Here is a 16924-nt window from a genome sequence, read left to right as displayed (position 1 = left end):
AATAAGGATATAATTAGCTGTTTTTTGCTATAAATAAAGTAATACATATTTATATATGACATTGATTTAAATCAACTTAATTGTTGTTATTGTGATTTAGCCATTTGAATTATGCTGTAAGCGTATATATTGCGCGCGGAAGTTTTCAAAAGAGTTAATATCATGATTAATAAGAAATATATAAAAAGAGCAATTGTGAGTGCAATCGCATTAGGTATTGTTGGTTATGGTGCAATTGTTTATACCGTACATAAAGAAGACGTTGCCTTAGCCAATAAACGTTTAGCAGCATTACCGCTACGTAATATCGACGACCTTTCAGCACAAGCAATGCGCTTATTAGCTGAAAAAGGTTGTGCAGATTGTCATACGCGTAATAGCCCATTGCCATTTTATGCCCAAGTACCAGGTGTAAAACAAACCATGCAAGGTGATATTGATAAGGCTAATCAATCATTTGAACTCGCACCTGTAGAGCAGGCTGTTATACATCACCAAGCGGTTAGCCAAGTTGCTTTGGCAAAATTAGAGTATGTTATTACTAATAATTCAATGCCAATCCCTAAATATTTAGCTATCTATTGGCCATCGGCATACCTTAATAATGATGATCGACAGTTACTATTAGATTGGATCCGTCATCAACGCCAGCAATATTATCCAAACCCAACAGCCGCACCACAATTTAAGAATTTGGCTATTCAACCAATTCATACCGTTTTCAAAACTGATCCTGCGAAAGTTGCTCTAGGTTTATCGCTATATAATAACATCCACTTATCTGCAAATAATAAGTATGCGTGTTCAAGTTGTCACTCTATCCATAATGGCGGTACCGATAACTTACCGACTAGTTTAGGCATAAATAATCTTGATGATCCGATGAATGCGCCGACAGTATATGATTCAGCATTTAATATGAGCCAATTCTGGAATGGTCGCGCGGCTGATTTAGCGGCACAAGCTGCGGGGCCTATTTTCAATCCGGTAGAGATGGGCTCTAAAAATTGGACTAATATCATTGCCAAACTTAAACAAGATCCGCAATTAGTTAAGTTATTTGATAACTCCTACAAAGATGGCATAACTGGAGCAAATATTACTAATGCAATTGCTGAATATGAAAAAACACTGATCACTCCAAATAGTCGTTTTGACCAATATTTAGAAGGTAATTTAAGTGCACTTTCAGCACAAGAGGTTGAAGGCTTTAAGTTATTCTTAAAAACAGGCTGTCAAACATGTCATGTAGGCCAAAGTATGGGTGGGCAGTCATATGAGAAAATGGGTGTTTACAGCAGCTTCTTTGATGATATTAAAAGCAAACACCTTGAAGGCGATAAAGGCCGCTATTTAGTGACGCATGATAAAAAAGACATGCATTACTTTAAAGTGCCAAATTTACGTAATATTGCTATTACAGGGCCTTATTTCTCTGGTGGTCGTGCAGCAACCTTATCAGAGGCGGTTAATGCAATGGCAAAATACCAATGTAATACTGATTTTACGCCAAAAGAAACCAAGGCGATGGTTGCTTATCTAAAAGCACTGACAGGTCAGTATCAGGGTAAAACATTAACCAACCCAAATTGTCATGATATAAATGGCCAACAAGTATGTAATAGCGCCAAAGATCAAGTTTGGAAGAAAGTAACCGGGCGTAAACTACCGACTGAGCAAGCAAATTAACTTTTACTGTTATGGTTCAGTGAGCGCTGAAAATTAGACATAAACTGCATAAATATTAAGGCCTAAGTTTGGTTTAATATCGAACTTAGGCCTTTTTAAAGACGAATCCTTTAAGGGCTGCTATAAGTCATCCACATTCTTGTAAATCATCTATAAGTAACTACACTGAAGCATTAATTCGCTCGCGCTGGATCTGAACAGGGAATGTAACGATGACGATACTTTGGTGGAAACTGGATAATAAAGCAAAAGAAAAAAGGTCATTTATTATGGCGCCATTTATGCTTCTTTTAGGCTTATTCCCTGATAAAAATACATATTTCACATTAAGTAGTTGGGAGTTTGCATGCTTGGGTATGGCAGCAATGATACTTCAAGGATGTTATTACAAGTACAAACATAAGCAGGAACATTAATCAAAGTATACTGCGGGCTTAAGTAAAGAGAATAATTATATTAGGAAAGATATTTTTCAATATAATTAAAGGTGGTTTTATTTGTTTGTTTTTTTCTTTGATGTTATTTTTATATAAATAATAATAGAAGTAAGTATATTTTTATCTATAGTGGATGACGTATTTATTCCATGGTGGGATGATGTTTTAAGTCTTTATTATTTTATAAAAAGATATTTAATTATAATTATTATCTTTTGTTGGATTTTGTTTATCTTATTGTTTTATATCATTTTGATTTTATTTTGTTGGGTTTTTCAGTGTAAGATATTGTTGTTTGATATTTTTATTTGTGATCAAAATATTATTATCTTCAATATTATATGGTAACGATTACATATTTAATTATTGGTCACATTTTAACTTTATTGTTAGCTGTAAACTTCTCTTCGTGAAATGAATTTCTTTCCTGTATATATACTCCGAGACGGAATCTAAATTAAACTTAGGAATTAATTATATGAAAAAATTAAAGTTATTGGCGCTTTTGTGCGCGGGTATGAGTGTGGGTACTGCGGCATTTGCTGAGACGATGGTGGGTTTTACTATCTATAAATATGACGATAATTTTATGTCAGTTGTTCGTCAAGCAATAGTGAAAGAAGCCAGTAAAGATCAAGATATTAAATTGCTTATGAATGATTCTCAAAATAGCCAATCTATGCAAAATGACCAGATTGATATTATGTTGGCTCGTGGCGTGAAAGCCTTAGCGATTAATTTAGTTGACCCAGCAGCAGCTCCTGTCATTATTCAAAAAGCTAAAATGGATGATGTCCCTATTGTGTTTTTTAATAAAGAACCAGCACCAGAAGTACTAGCAAGTTACGACAAAGCTTATTATGTCGGTACTGATTCTAAAGAGTCTGGTGTTATCCAAGGCGATCTTATTGCTAAACATTGGCAAGCTAATGCTGCATGGGATTTAAATAAAGATGGTATTTTACAATATGTGTTATTGAAAGGTGAGCCTGGTCACCCAGATGCAGAAGCTAGAACAACGTATGCGATTAAAACACTTAATGATCATGGTATTAAAACTGAGCAATTGCATTTAGATACCGCTATGTGGGATACCGCAATGGCGAAAGATAAAATGGATGCATGGGTGTCAGGTCCGAATGGCAATAAATTTGAAGTTGTCATTACGAATAATGATGGTATGGCAATGGGGGCTATTGAGTCTTTAAAAGCAGCAGATAAAAAGCAAATGCCTGTTTTTGGTGTAGATGCATTAACAGAAGCATTAGCGCTAATTCGAACAGGGTCAATGGTTGGTACTGTATTGAATGATGCCGATAACCAAGCAAAAGCGGCATTTGAAATGGCACGAAACCTTGCAAATGGTCGACCAGCAGAGGAAGGAACGAAGTGGATAATCACCAATAAAGTTGTTCGAATTCCTTACGTTGGTATTGATAAATCCAATCTGAATTAAGTCATTAGCAGATACATGGCAGATCGTTATCTGCCATGTCGTTGTATTAATTTAGATGGAGTATTAATAATGACAGCGGTTGATAACCATGAGTTTCTCTTAGAAATGAGAGGCATTTGTAAAGAATTTCCCGGAGTAAAAGCACTCGATGAGGTTAATTTAAATGTTAGACCTTATTCAATCCATGCATTAATGGGAGAAAATGGTGCGGGTAAATCAACTTTACTAAAGTGCCTGTTTGGTATTTATGAAAAAAATAAGGGAGAGATTTTTTTTCTAGGTGAAAAGGTTAATTTTCAGTCGTCAAAACAAGCGTTAGAAGCTGGAATCTCAATGGTTCATCAGGAACTGAATCAAGTTTTACAGCGCACAGTAATGGATAATATTTGGTTAGGGCGGTATCCAACAAAAGGAATATTTATTGATCATCAAAAAATGTATCAAGATACAAAAGAAATATTTTCTGAGTTAGATATTGATATCGATCCCAAAGTAAAAGTTGCAACATTATCTGTATCACAGATGCAAATGTTAGAAATTGCAAAGGCTTTTTCTTATAACGCAAAAATTGTCATTATGGATGAGCCAACATCTTCACTAACAGAAAAAGAAGTTAATCATTTATTTACAATAATCCAAAAGCTTAAAAGTAAAGGTTGTGGGATTGTTTATATATCTCACAAAATGGATGAGATTTTTTCTATTTGCGATGAAATAACTATTTTACGTGATGGACGCTGGGTCGATACACAAAAACTGGCTGATCTTAATATGGATCAAATTATCGCAAAGATGGTTGGCCGAGAACTGACACAACGATTCCCTGATAAAACCAATATACCTAAAGAAACCATACTGTCGATTAAAGATTTAACAGCTCTCAATCAGCCTTCAATTCAAAATATTAGCTTTGATTTACGTAAAGGCGAAATATTTGGTATTGCGGGATTGGTTGGTTCAAGACGGACAGATATTGTCGAAGCAATTTTTGGTATTCGTGAATGCAGTCAGGGACAGATAATTTTAAATAATAACCGAGTGCTAAATCGTAATGCACATGAGGCTATTAGGAATCGATTTGCACTCGTGACAGAAGAACGACGAGCAACAGGTATATATAGTAACTTGGATATTACCTTTAATGCGTTAGTGGCTAACGTTGAAAATTATACAGCATGGGGGGGATTGTTAAGTTATAGCCAAATGGATAGTGATACCCAATGGGTAATTGATTCTATGCGCGTTAAAACGCCATCACATAAAACAAAAATTGGATCGTTATCGGGAGGAAATCAGCAAAAGGTTATTATTGGCCGCTGGTTACTGACCAAGCCTGAAATTTTAATGTTAGATGAACCAACAAGAGGGATTGATGTTGGAGCTAAGTTTGAAATTTATCAACTTATTCTAGATTTAGCAAACCGCGATAAAGGCGTAATTATTATTTCATCAGAGATGCCTGAGTTATTAGGAATTACTGATCGTATTTTAGTTATGAGCAATGGTCGTGCTGCTGGCATTGTTGAAACCAAAACAACAACCCAGCATGAAATTCTTAGTTTAGCATCACGTTATTTATAAGGTTAACAACATGGAATATCTAAAAAAATTAAGTATGACCCGTTATCTTAAAGAAGGTGGTATTTATGCTGTTTTATTTATATTACTTGCGATAATAATTATACAAGAGCCTTCTTTTCTTAGCTTGAGAAATTTAAGTAATATTCTTACTCAGTCTTCAGTTCGTATTATCATTGCACTTGGTGTTGCAGGGATCATTGTTACACAAGGTACCGATTTATCGGTTGGTCGGCAAGTTGGTTTAGCTGCTGTTTTATCAGCAACATTATTACAAGCTTCTGATAATGTGAACAAAGTCTTTCCTAATTTAGGTGAGATCCCAATTGTTGGCGTTATTATTGCCGTATGTGCTGTTGGTGCTTTAATTGGACTTGTTAATGGATTAATTGTCGCTTATTTAAAAGTAACACCTTTTATTACGACTTTAGGAACAATGATCATTGTTTACGGTATTAATTCTCTTTATTTTGATTCAGTTGGTGCATCACCAATTGCAGGATTTGATCAACGCTTCTCTGAGTTTACACAAGGATTTATTCGCCTAGGTGATTTCAGATTATCATATCTAACATTTTATGCTGCTGTGGCGATTGTTTTTGTTTGGATCCTCTGGAATAAAACGGTATTTGGGAAAAATCTATTTGCTGTTGGTGGAAATCCTGAAGCGGCTAAAGTATCAGGTGTAAACGTTCCGCTGACTTTGCTTAAAATATATGCTTTATCCGGTGTATTTTATGCTTTTGGTGGCATGTTGGAAGCAGGACGAATTGGCAGTGCTACAAATAACCTCGGTTTTATGTATGAATTAGATGCGATTGCTGCTTGTGTTGTTGGTGGTGTTTCTTTTGCTGGTGGTGTCGGTAGTGTTGCTGGTGTTGTAACTGGGGTATTGATATTTACGGTAATCAACTACGGTATGACATATATTGGTGTGAGCCCATATTGGCAATATATAATAAAAGGTGGAATTATTATTTTTGCTGTGGCTTTAGACTCAATGAAATACGCAGATAAAAAATAGCAATTCGCTGTTATAGCAATAGAGAACTACAGTGGATTAGCTTTATTGCAGCCATACTTTTGTGTGAAAGTATGGCTGCCTATACTTACTATGTGCATGTTATCGGTTAGGGCTGCTTTTCTAAATCGATGACTTTACAACGTATTGCCAAAGTATTAATTGCGGCTGCTGAAGATAAACTACGAATAAAATCAAGCGCTTTTGCTAAATCTTCTGTATCAATCTTTAGATTATTATCAATACGACCATCATTGGTCATGTCTGTATTTACCACGCTAGGGCATAAGCAACAGACTTTCACACCAAATGGTAGCAGTTCATGATAGAGCGATTGAGTATAACTAACGATGGCTGATTTTGTTGCAGAATAAGCGGCAATTTTAGGAACAGGCTCTAATCCTGCGGTTGAACCTAAATTATATATTTCGCCAGAACCTTGCTGTTTCATCTTATTAGCAACTAAATTGCAAGCAGTTATTGTTGAAAGTAAATTAATGTTTATTAACTCAGACAGTTCACATAAAGAGAGGTTAGTACCTCCAGCCTTTAATATTCCTGCACTATTAACCATCACATCAATTTTTTCATGAGAAGAAATTATCGACGTAATAACGGTTTCAACATCATTGGGATGATTAAAATCGACATTTACTGCTTCTATGTTACATGATGAATATTGTTGAGTTAGTTCTGATTGTATTTTCTGAAGATTTTCTTTATGTAAAGATAATAAAATTAATGAGTATCCTTGCTGCGCAAAATAATATGCAATAGTTCTACCTATACCTCTGCTTGCTCCAGTAATTAAGGCGACCTTAGACATAATAACTCCATTATAATATTTCCAGTAATAGTCTCTGACATTATCATTAATTTATACGTTATAAAAGTGGACGATATTTACTTCTAAATACAAGTATAAAATAGTGTGTAGTGATATATTTTTATTACTGATTATTCGTTTTATAGAACTGACTAATATAATTATTAGATTATGAGGTTTTCACTTAAATATAAGCGGTTAATTAGTATTAAAGTGTTACATTATGATAGCTTTTTTCAATGTGATAATACGTATATAATAGCCATTTAAAGGCATGTTTACTTAAAAGGGATTGATTATGTTATGGTTTTTAATGGTTACATTACCATTGGTGCTAGCGGGTATTCATAAATTACTATTGTTATTAGATGTGTATCCGCGTAATAACAGCGTGTTTATTATTCCGATTATCATTATTTGTTACTGTATTTTTGCTGTTAGCTCAGCGTTTGATCGTGATGCGTTACCTGCGGTATTAATTGCTATCTATTATATTGTGTTAACTGTGATTACACTAAAGGCTACCATACGTCGATAAAATAGAGATATTATCCAGTCAATGTTCGATTCGTTAAATAGTGAATATTAATAAAATGAAAAAACCGTACCCAGCTAAAACGATTCAAAATGTAATTAACAGTGCTATCTATCATTTGAATTTACGAGATCATAGTGAACATGAACTGCGCAAAAAACTAGAAGCAAAAACAGAGCAGCAAGATTGGATAGAAACTGTATTACAACAAATGAAAGATTTTGGTTATTTAAAAGATGATCTTCCATTTGCACTGCATTTTAGTGATAGAGCATTTTCAAATGAATACGGACAGCAATACATCAAACAAAAACTGAAAACCAAAGGTATTCCAGAAAGCATCATTGAACAAGCCTTAGCTGAGATCATCGATAAAAATCAGGTATCAGAACTTGCGATAATAACCCGTCGCCTAAGTAACTATGAGGATTTTAGTCAAACGACACAAGAAAAAGTAACCAACGATCTTACTAAGCGTGGATTTAGTTTTCAGGACATTTCATTTGCAATTTCAGAACACGCCGCCGCAGATACATTATTAAGTAAAGCTAAAATCAAAGGCATGAATGCAGATTTAGAAACAGAAGTGTTGAAGTTAGTACGTAAGCTCAAAGGTAAAACGGTGATCAAGCAAGAGCTTAAAATGAAGCATGTTGATATTACTCATCTTGAGCAAGTACTCTACGATTTAGAGGAGGCAGGTGAGGTCGATTTTTATGAAAATTGTCAATTAGTGCTGGCTAAAAAACGGTTTGATCTATCTGACTTTAAAGATAAAAGTAAAGCCTATGCTTACTTGTCTTCAAAAGGGTATAGTTCTGATGAAATAAAAGAAGCAATAGCTGCAGCCAGTAACTAAAGCTGCCTGTGCGGCAGTGAACTTCAACAATAACAAGCTCGCGATCAACTCCTTTTTCTAAGCTGCCTGTGCGGCAGTGAACCGCGGCCAAGTAAATGAGAAGAAGCTTATTCATTTCTAAGCTGCCTGTGCGGCAGTGAACATTCCGTTATCAATCAAAATTGGATTGATGCTTTTCTAAGCTGCCTGTGCGGCAGTGAACTCACGGCGAACGGGGTGCCGTTGACTGTACAGTTTCTAAGCTGCCTGTGCGGCAGTGAACCAACCTGATTGTGTCATGCGCTCCGTCTTAGCTTTCTAAGCTGCCTGTGCGGCAGTGAACTCCACTCACGGTCATTGCGTCAGTTAATATGTTTTCTAAGCTGCCTGTGCGGCAGTGAACTCGTTGGGGCTATAGATGGAATTGATGGTGGTTTTCTAAGCTGCCTGTGCGGCAGTGAACACAAAGTTTTACTATTGCTGTACCAAATAAAATTTCTAAGCTGCCTGTGCGGCAGTGAACGCCTTAATAGGTAACAATTACATTACTCTATATTTCTAAGCTGCCTGTGCGGCAGTGAACCAGCAATTGAGCCACTTGCACCTAATGGTTCCTTTCTAAGCTGCCTGTGCGGCAGTGAACGACAAACTGCAAGATATTCACGACGAGCGAAATTTCTAAGCTGCCTGTGCGGCAGTGAACTGCAACAATGGCGCGAGGATGGTGACATTAGATTTCTAAGCTGCCTGTGCGGCAGTGAACCTCAGCAGCACGATAAGCAGCTCGAACGTGTTTTTCTAAGCTGCCTGTGCGGCAGTGAACCGTGGTTCAAACACAGATTACAGGTAATTATATTTCTAAGCTGCCTGTGCGGCAGTGAACTGAAGCACTATTAGTATAAGTTATTGCTTATAAAAGCCAAACAGTAAATTTCCATCAAAAACCCTTTTTTTAACGATATTTTAAGTTGTTGTTTTATATGGGTGGGATGGTTAGTAAATAAAAAAGGGTATTTGTGATTACGCTTTTGCTAATAAGAAATATCGGATATGCAACAATGATCAATTATTTAAATAATAACAAAGGGTATCATTCAAATAAATGATTAATAAGTTATAGGTAATACTAGTCATGGATGACTTCTCACCATCTGATTTAAAAGCAATTCTTCATTCTAAACGAGCCAATATTTACTACTTAGAATATTGTCGAGTAATGCAAAAAGATGGGCGAGTTCTTTATTTGACAGAGGCAAAAAAAGAAAATCACTATTTTAATATTCCTATTGCTAATACGACCGTTATCCTTTTAGGAACTGGTACGTCGATTACTCAAGCTGCTATACGAATGCTATCTCAAGCTGGTGTATTAATTGGCTTCTGTGGAGGCGGCGGTACACCGTTATATATGGCTTGTGAAATAGAATGGTTTACTCCTCAAAGCGAATATAGGCCAACAGAATATTTACATGGCTGGCTAAAATTTTGGTTCGATGATATTAAACGTTTAGAGGCTGGTAAGCTATTTCAACAAGCACGAATTCAATATTTACAGCGGGTTTGGCAGAAAGATCGTGAACTAAAAATAGAGGGCTTTGACTTTAATGATGAGTCCATTCAGTCGGCATTAGAGACATTTTCGACAAGAACCACTAACGCGACTAAGCAATCTGAACTGCTGCTTACCGAGGCGCAACTCACAAAAGTGCTTTATAAACATGCCGCCAATGCTACCCAACTAAAAGATTTTACACGTCAACATCAATCAACGAATAAAGCTAATGACTTTCTTAATCATGGTAATTATTTAGCATATGGTTTAGCTGCCAGTTGTTTATGGGTATTGGGCATTCCACATGGATTTGCAGTAATGCATGGTAAAACGCGCCGTGGTGCGCTGGTATTTGATGTGGCAGATCTTATTAAAGATGCCATTGTTTTGCCTTGGGCGTTTATTTGTACTAAAGAAAATATGAATCAACAAGAATTTAGACAGCAAGTGCTAAATACTTTTACTGATCATAAAGCCCTCGATTTTATGTTTGATACTGTGAAAAACATAGCGTTACAAGATTATAATGAAACCCAAATAGAGAAACAAAACCTATGATGGTGACCTTTGTTTCTCAATGTGAAAAAAATTCACTCAAAAAAACGCGTCGTGTTCTTGATGCTTTTGCTAATCGTATTGGTAATAACACTTGGCAAACCTTAATTACTGAAGATGGTTTATTAACGGTAAAAAAGATGCTGAGGCAAACAGCCAGTAAAAATACAGCAGTAAGTTGCCATTGGATTAGGAGTCGTGCGCATAGTCAATTTTTATGGGTGGTTGGTAATAAATCAAAATTTAATAGTGGTGGTGTAGTACCAGTTAATATAACGGAAAAAGAGGTTTTTATGGATGTAATAACAGATAAACCGAAAACAGGTGTACTCTACGCGAACACTAAGTTGCAACCATTAGCTGAACATTTATTTGCAGTTGGATTTTTTGCAGAGAAATTACATGAGAGGTTATTTCCTGATAGCCTACAAATTTCAATAGTTAACTTTATTGCAGGTTGTCTGCATGACCTGGGGAAAATAGATCCACTATTCCAATCATGGGTTACAAATCCCAAAAAGAAAGGCTATATAGCTGATGATGGCCAACATATTGATGACGCAAAATTTAGTTTTGAAAAACATCCAAGGCATAATGAAATTTCATTATTGTTATACCATATATTAGATAACGCAGAGTTAAAGGCAATAAATCCATCTAATAAACGTTCAATTAAACATGCTGTATATTGGCATCATTCAAAGCCGTTCCGTAAAGATAAAAATAGTTTCACAACGTATAAAGATATTTATAAAAAGCTCATTGTAAATCAAAAGAGCATTCAATTAAGAGAACTTATTGAACAAGTTCAGCCATTATTAAAACAAATAGTAGGAATTGATAAGAAATATAGAGAGCAAGATAAAACATATATTGATCAAATTATTCAAATAAAAGATTTTAATGATATAGAGAGCAGTCTTCTTGACGCACCAATTCTGCCCAGTTACAAAGAATATGAATTAGAAGAGTCAGTCATTGATAATAATAAAAATGTAAAGAAAAATGCACTCAATAATATTGTTCGTGCTTGTGTGATCACTGCAGATAGGTTGATATCAGGGTTAAGTGCGACAGAACTTCATGAAGCGATCATAAATCGTAAACTTGATGAAAAAGTAGATGCATTATTTAAAGTTGAAACAAGCTTATGCTCACAAATTGAAAGCTGTCTTAGTTCATTTTTCCCCAACAGTGAACGCAGTATTAAGCAAAGTGAAATCGCACAACAACTTACAAATACAGATGATGTAGCTGTTTTAGCTGGGGCCGCTGGGTGCGGTAAAACTAAAATTGCTTTGGAATGGGCAAAATTAAAAAATGCAAAGCAAATTATTTGGATATGTCCACGTGTACAAGTCTGCCAAGGTTTATTTTATGAATTGACTTCCGAGCAATATTTGCCAAACGCCACGATAGAAATTAATACGGGGGAATTTAAGTTTCATAATCAATGGGAAAATCCAATACCAGAAGATAATAATTTTTCGGGTGACATTATTATCACCACTATAGATCAAATTCTTGGTTCAGTTATTAGTCATACTAAAGCTAATACATTAATCGATTTTCTAAATGTCCATGTTGTATTTGACGAGTTTCATGAATATGTGAATATGCCTGCTATTAACTTACTTTTTGCTGAGTTAGTCGCCGCTAAAAGAATGCAGCAACAGCAAGCTAATACCTTGTTAGTTTCAGCGACGCCACATTATGTTTTTGTAGAAGATTTATTGGGAATTGATCAAGAAGATATTATTGTAATGCCTTCATTTAACCAAAGTCAGTATCAACTTAACTTTACAGTTTTTGATGATAGTCAGTTGGATCAAGCTAACCCATTATTTTTACCACAAACAGATAGCACCTTTGTTATTAGCAATATGGCGTTAACGGCACAAAATAGTTTTATTGCTAATCAGCACAATGAAAATGCAGTTTTGTTTCATTCAAAGTTTACTAATAGTGATAAAGGAAGATTGTTTACGGAGGTATATGAGTCTTATAAACGAGGTGGTACTCGTAGATATGATGTATTGCGAAGTGGGCCAATTGTACAAGCATCTTTAAATATAACTTGTGATCATATGGTGGCAGAAATCACCAGTGCTGAAGATTGTTTGCAGCGTTTAGGGCGTTTAGATCGCTTTGGTGAAAATGAGAGTGTAAATATTTATATCTTAGCTGTGCCTAAGTCGATTGAACAAGCAAAAGGGAACAGTCCGGCATCGAGATTTTTATCCAAAATGTATGTATTAAGTTCAGTTCGTGCTTGGTATCAATACTTAGTCAATGGTCTTGGTGATAAGGTTTTTACCTTACCGGAAATATACCAGCTTTATTGTCAATTTCATCGTTCAGAAAGGACGAGGCATTGTATCGAAAGTGATTTAGTTGCAGTTCTAAAGGAAAGCGTTAAAAGAATAGACGCAAAAGTCATTGATCCCATTGTCGTAATGCCAAAGAAAAATAAAGAAAAAAAACGCAATAAAATCAGCAAAGGTTCTTTAAGAGGGGATAATCGATTCGTGCAATTAGCTTTGGTCGATTTAACTAATCCAGAGCAGATTAAATTTTTAGAACAATATGCTTATACAATACCGCTAGATGATGAATCGAGTATTGATAATTTAACTTATTCCACGAATGCCATTCGAGGATATGGTCAAAGTGATAAAGATTTGCTTGCACATATGTTTAAAAAACATCACAACATTATGGGCGGAATCAAATCTTACAATGATAATGCAGTTTTAAATGAAGCTCGAAATCCAGAATCACCCATCTATTTAAGTTATACCAGCAACGACTTACTTCAAGTTGGCGGTGAGAGTGCGAGGCACGCTCATGCTATCTATTATGGGATCTGCGATAAACAAGCTATTGGTGCAATTTCAATACAGCAAATAAATAAAACAATTAACGAGGAATAAAACATGGAAAAAGTAACAGGTATTAAAAGTGTTGATTTTAAAATTAAAGCACTAGGTCATGGTGTGGTTAATTGGAATGGACCAACAACACTTACAGGCGATAATGGTAAAACAGTTGATAACCATACGTTACCTAAATTAAGGGGGTATTCAAACTTAACAGGTAGAGTAAAAGATGAAACTGGTTATAAATATAAAAAACAAGCGACAGATATCGATTTTAAAAAAACACCCTTATATATCAGTCAAAACTGTATTCGCCACCATTTATTTAAAGAACAAGCTTTTGATTTGCACTACGCAGCAGATAAAAATTTAGAGAAAGTATTAGCTTCTATAACAGGCCTTATTCGTGGATATGTGGTTCCGTCAAGCCAATGTAAAAGAACTAGTCCATTATTGATTGAAGATTTCGTTGATCAACTAGGAAATGGTAATTTTGAGCAGTTTGGTCAAGCTGGTGAACGCGATAGTTCATCCTTCTTCTCTAAAACGACGTTCGGTGACACTGAGTATATTTCTTATGGTTCAATCAGCATTGAGCAACTTCAATTTATTTCTCTTGATAAGAAATTTGATCGCGCTTCAATGGTTATTACAGAGGGTCAAGGTGAGAAGGTTGCTGCCGTCGTGCAAAACTTTATTCAATCGCTCAATCCTGCTCTAAAACCGAAAGCATCATTTCATAATAACTATGTTCGTAAAGGTACAATTTTTGAAGAAGGCGAGTGCGGTATCGTATTAGATAATGATGCAGTACAAGCATTAGTCGAATATACATTATCACGAATTGCAGATTTAAGTATTCGCCAAGCTAAAGGCTATATGTATGTTGATGAACTGACTGTTGATTATAATGACAGCCATAAAATGATGCGGATTAAACGTGATGAATCAGAAATAGTAACGCAACCACAAACTCAATATGCCCAGTACTTTTACGCAAAGTAGGAGGCTAGATGAAAATTACGATTGCATATGATTCATGTTGGCGTAATTCCTTTTTAGGCGGCTCAAATAGTGAGCCATTGCCTAATAAAGGAAGAGAATTCTTAGGTTCGATGACTAATCTAAAGAAAGACGGCAATTTTAAAACTTGTGACATTGCGTTAGATACTGTAATGGGACTATTAAACCGATTAATTGGTGACCAACGTAAACTCTATCAAGCTCGCAGTAAAACATTTGCTGCGGGGTATTATTTTGAAGATTTAGAAAATAAAGTCAGTTTTATTGATAAGGCACAACTTACTAATGAAATAACGTATATTCGTAATATGAATGGTAGTACTGATCAAAATTCGTATACCGGTATGATAAAAATATCTGACTCTATGTTCACTTCTGATTATTCACCTGAATTTTGGGGAGTACTTAATTTAGAATTTACTGAGCTATGCTGTTTTATCATCCATGGCGCTAAGGTAAAAACTGATATTCAGTTAGATCCTTTAAATATTATTAGTCGTCTCGAATTGTTAAATAAAGATAAAGCGGTTGAGAACGAAGGATGTGTACTCAATGCAATAAACATATTAAATAAAGAATTTCCAGATATTAAATATGAAAATAATAAAGGATTGATAACTCCCATTAGCCTTTACTGTTCAGCTTTATATTTACAGTTAAGCCGGCTAAGTGAGAATTATGATTTATCGAGTGCAAAAACAAAAGCTGGTGGCATTAGTGGAATATCAAAAAAGGGATTTACTAAAAAAGATTTTATGGGACGATTCACAACAGGCCCTAAGAAATTAATATGGGGTAATCCTTATATCAAAAAACAAAAGATAAAAGGGCAAGGTGAAGTAACCTCAATGATGACGAAAGCAAGCGGCCAGTTAGAAATTATTATTGATGTTGATCGCATTAAAGGGCAAGAAATAAAAACACTAATAGAGAATGCAGGTGTTTCTAGTTTTTACCTTGGGAAAAAAGGTCTAGCTTATGTTGCAAGTATTCGTGTGTAGGAGTGAGAATGGATTCGTATATTGATATTCAGTTAAAGCCTAATGCTGAAATGAGAGAAACAGAGCTTAGTTGCAAAGTATTTACTAAGTTCCATAAAGCATTAGTGAAGTTAAACACTAATCAAATAGGGATTAGTTTTCCTCAGGCACATGTAAAACTAGGTCGATTATTTCGAATACATGGTGAGGCTAGCTTATTAAATGATCTTGAAGGTTTAGCGTGGTTAGAATCGTTGGGCGGTTGTTGTCGAGTCGGGGCTGTGATTGCAGTGCCAGAACAAGTTCAATACAGAAATATTTCAGCTAAAAAAAGCAATATGAGTAATGCAAAACTAAGACGATTGATCAAAAGAGGCAATCTTGATCAAGATGGAATTAAACGTTACAAAGTAAAAATGCTGAGCCAAGGTTTTGAGCAGCCCTATCTTGATTTGTTCAGTAGTTCAACGGGTCAAATATACCGTAAATTTTTTGATTTTAGTGATTTGATGAATGATCCCGTAGAAGGCGTATTTGATTCTTATGGCTTAAGTAAAACAGCCACCGTTCCATGGTTTTAACCAATAAAAATAGCTCTTTAAAAAATCAATTTAAATACAACAGGTTAGATGAAGTGTGATAAATATTGGTAAAAATTCAATTATTATCTTAATTGTTTGTTGTAACTTGATTTTTGATTTATATTTTATTGTTCACTGCCGCACAGGCAGCTTAGAAAACAATAAGCTGATGAATTATGCCTGAATCGCTGTTCACTGCCGCACAGGCAGCTTAGAAATTAAATAATGCTTGCTCGATTACATCAGCTTTGTTCACTGCCGCACAGGCAGCTTAGAAAACTGGTTGCGCGATCTTTGTTTACTTCCGAGTGTTCACTGCCGCACAGGCAGCTTAGAAAATTGGCAATTGCTATCTGGTTATTCTTTGCTAGTTCACTGCCGCACAGGCAGCTTAGAAATTTGTTGCTGCCATTACCTTAGCTGCATACCTGTTCACTGCCGCACAGGCAGCTTAGAAAAAATGTTGCAAATCAACCAAATCAACCTGATAGTTCACTGCCGCACAGGCAGCTTAGAAATGACTTTCTAAAAGCGATGGTAACGGCCAGTGGTTCACTGCCGCACAGGCAGCTTAGAAATACAATGTAGCGAATACGTTGGTGCGGGATCAGTTCACTGCCGCACAGGCAGCTTAGAAAACCAATTCAAAGGTGGTTGTGATGCCCGTGCAGTTCACTGCCGCACAGGCAGCTTAGAAACAAATCGCATCACGCCATTGCTCTGGTTGCGCGTTCACTGCCGCACAGGCAGCTTAGAAAACTGTCCAGATTATATCGTTAATCGTACTAACGTTCACTGCCGCACAGGCAGCTTAGAAATGTTTATCTAAAATACCTTGTAACTTTTCATTGTTCACTGCCGCACAGGCAGCTTAGAAATTCTGCTACTTGAAACACTGTGAATCCCCAGTGTTCACTGCCGCACAGGCAGCTTAGAAATCAATCCATAGCTTTAGATTCCACCACATTTCGTTC

At 35.7% G+C, this 16924-nt stretch carries 12 protein-coding genes, 1 pseudogene and 2 CRISPR repeat arrays (1 of these 15 only partly in view); of the genes and pseudogenes, 12 read left to right on the top strand and 1 reads right to left on the bottom strand.

Features of this window, described 5'->3' with window-relative positions; genetic code table 11:
• Positions 1-162 precede the first annotated feature (162 nt).
• The 5 genes from G6R09_RS02710 to mglC all read left to right on the top strand — a co-directional run bounded on the left by G6R09_RS02710 (position 163) and on the right by mglC (position 6184).
• Positions 163-1689 (top strand): cytochrome c peroxidase, encoded by a 1527-nt coding sequence (locus G6R09_RS02710; RefSeq protein ID WP_163920378.1) that lies wholly within the window; start codon positions 163-165, stop codon positions 1687-1689.
• A 212-nt stretch (positions 1690-1901) separates the two neighbouring features.
• Complete coding sequence (locus G6R09_RS02705; RefSeq protein WP_065166803.1) at positions 1902-2105, top strand: hypothetical protein; 204 nt, start codon at positions 1902-1904, stop codon at positions 2103-2105.
• Positions 2106-2604: 499 nt separating this feature from the next.
• Positions 2605-3582: a galactose/glucose ABC transporter substrate-binding protein MglB gene (gene mglB, locus G6R09_RS02700; protein WP_065166804.1), complete on the top strand. Its 978-nt coding sequence runs from the start codon at positions 2605-2607 to the stop codon at positions 3580-3582.
• 69 nt (positions 3583-3651) lie between these two features.
• The gene (mglA, locus tag G6R09_RS02695) at positions 3652-5163 is read left to right on the top strand and encodes a galactose/methyl galactoside ABC transporter ATP-binding protein MglA (protein ID WP_082955638.1); all 1512 of its coding nucleotides are present in this window, start codon (positions 3652-3654) and stop codon (positions 5161-5163) included.
• A gap of 10 nt (positions 5164-5173) precedes the next feature.
• Positions 5174-6184, top strand: a complete 1011-nt coding sequence (gene mglC / locus G6R09_RS02690) for a galactose/methyl galactoside ABC transporter permease MglC (RefSeq protein ID WP_065166805.1) — start codon at positions 5174-5176, stop codon at positions 6182-6184.
• A 106-nt stretch (positions 6185-6290) separates the two neighbouring features.
• On the opposite strand, the gene G6R09_RS02685 is transcribed toward mglC, so the two are convergent.
• Positions 6291-7007 (bottom strand): SDR family oxidoreductase, encoded by a 717-nt coding sequence (locus G6R09_RS02685; protein ID WP_163920376.1) that lies wholly within the window; start codon positions 7005-7007, stop codon positions 6291-6293.
• A gap of 298 nt (positions 7008-7305) precedes the next feature.
• Here G6R09_RS02685 and G6R09_RS02680 point away from each other — a divergent pair, with 298 nt between their 5' ends.
• The 7 genes and pseudogenes from G6R09_RS02680 to cas6f all read left to right on the top strand — a co-directional run bounded on the left by G6R09_RS02680 (position 7306) and on the right by cas6f (position 15950).
• Positions 7306-7545, top strand: a complete 240-nt coding sequence (locus G6R09_RS02680; RefSeq protein ID WP_065166807.1) for a hypothetical protein — start codon at positions 7306-7308, stop codon at positions 7543-7545.
• Positions 7546-7600: 55 nt separating this feature from the next.
• A pseudogene (locus tag G6R09_RS02675) lies at positions 7601-8371 on the top strand (RecX family transcriptional regulator); the annotation flags it as partial.
• 24 nt (positions 8372-8395) lie between these two features.
• Positions 8396-9263: direct repeats of the CRISPR family, unit length 28 nt; unit sequence TTTCTAAGCTGCCTGTGCGGCAGTGAAC.
• A 249-nt stretch (positions 9264-9512) separates the two neighbouring features.
• Complete coding sequence (cas1f, locus tag G6R09_RS02670) at positions 9513-10490, top strand: type I-F CRISPR-associated endonuclease Cas1f (protein WP_065166812.1); 978 nt, start codon at positions 9513-9515, stop codon at positions 10488-10490.
• Positions 10487-13420, top strand: a complete 2934-nt coding sequence (locus tag G6R09_RS02665) for a CRISPR-associated endonuclease Cas3'' (protein ID WP_163920374.1) — start codon at positions 10487-10489, stop codon at positions 13418-13420. The genes cas1f and G6R09_RS02665 overlap by 4 nt, the downstream gene beginning before the upstream one ends.
• Positions 13421-13423: 3 nt before the next feature.
• Positions 13424-14371: a type I-Fv CRISPR-associated protein Cas7fv gene (cas7fv, locus tag G6R09_RS02660; RefSeq protein ID WP_065166810.1), complete on the top strand. Its 948-nt coding sequence runs from the start codon at positions 13424-13426 to the stop codon at positions 14369-14371.
• An 8-nt stretch (positions 14372-14379) separates the two neighbouring features.
• Positions 14380-15390 (top strand): type I-Fv CRISPR-associated protein Cas5fv, encoded by a 1011-nt coding sequence (gene cas5fv, locus G6R09_RS02655; protein WP_065166809.1) that lies wholly within the window; start codon positions 14380-14382, stop codon positions 15388-15390.
• A gap of 8 nt (positions 15391-15398) precedes the next feature.
• A complete protein-coding gene (gene cas6f, locus G6R09_RS02650) occupies positions 15399-15950 on the top strand; it encodes a type I-F CRISPR-associated endoribonuclease Cas6/Csy4 (protein ID WP_065166808.1) in 552 nt (183 codons plus the stop codon).
• Between the two features lie 130 nt (positions 15951-16080).
• Positions 16081-16924: direct repeats of the CRISPR family, unit length 28 nt; unit sequence GTTCACTGCCGCACAGGCAGCTTAGAAA (it continues 515 nt past the right edge of the window).

Origin of the sequence: Photobacterium sp. Alg240-V54, from assembly GCF_900537155.1 — a bacterium.
Classification (GTDB): domain Bacteria; phylum Pseudomonadota; class Gammaproteobacteria; order Enterobacterales; family Vibrionaceae; genus Photobacterium.
This window is presented reverse-complemented; position numbering and strand designations above follow the sequence as displayed.

What these genes read in the sequence shown, in the direction of transcription:
- G6R09_RS02710 (WP_163920378.1), top strand. Translation starts at nt 163, where the DNA reads ATGATTAATAAGAAATATATAAAAAGAGCAATTGTGAGTGCAATCGCA.
- G6R09_RS02705 (WP_065166803.1), top strand. Translation starts at nt 1,902, where the DNA reads ATGACGATACTTTGGTGGAAACTGGATAATAAAGCAAAAGAAAAAAGG.
- mglB (WP_065166804.1), top strand. Translation starts at nt 2,605, where the DNA reads ATGAAAAAATTAAAGTTATTGGCGCTTTTGTGCGCGGGTATGAGTGTG.
- mglA (WP_082955638.1), top strand. Translation starts at nt 3,652, where the DNA reads ATGACAGCGGTTGATAACCATGAGTTTCTCTTAGAAATGAGAGGCATT.
- mglC (WP_065166805.1), top strand. Translation starts at nt 5,174, where the DNA reads ATGGAATATCTAAAAAAATTAAGTATGACCCGTTATCTTAAAGAAGGT.
- G6R09_RS02685 (WP_163920376.1), bottom strand. Translation starts at nt 7,007, where the DNA reads ATGTCTAAGGTCGCCTTAATTACTGGAGCAAGCAGAGGTATAGGTAGA.
- G6R09_RS02680 (WP_065166807.1), top strand. Translation starts at nt 7,306, where the DNA reads ATGTTATGGTTTTTAATGGTTACATTACCATTGGTGCTAGCGGGTATT.
- cas1f (WP_065166812.1), top strand. Translation starts at nt 9,513, where the DNA reads ATGGATGACTTCTCACCATCTGATTTAAAAGCAATTCTTCATTCTAAA.
- G6R09_RS02665 (WP_163920374.1), top strand. Translation starts at nt 10,487, where the DNA reads ATGATGGTGACCTTTGTTTCTCAATGTGAAAAAAATTCACTCAAAAAA.
- cas7fv (WP_065166810.1), top strand. Translation starts at nt 13,424, where the DNA reads ATGGAAAAAGTAACAGGTATTAAAAGTGTTGATTTTAAAATTAAAGCA.
- cas5fv (WP_065166809.1), top strand. Translation starts at nt 14,380, where the DNA reads ATGAAAATTACGATTGCATATGATTCATGTTGGCGTAATTCCTTTTTA.
- cas6f (WP_065166808.1), top strand. Translation starts at nt 15,399, where the DNA reads ATGGATTCGTATATTGATATTCAGTTAAAGCCTAATGCTGAAATGAGA.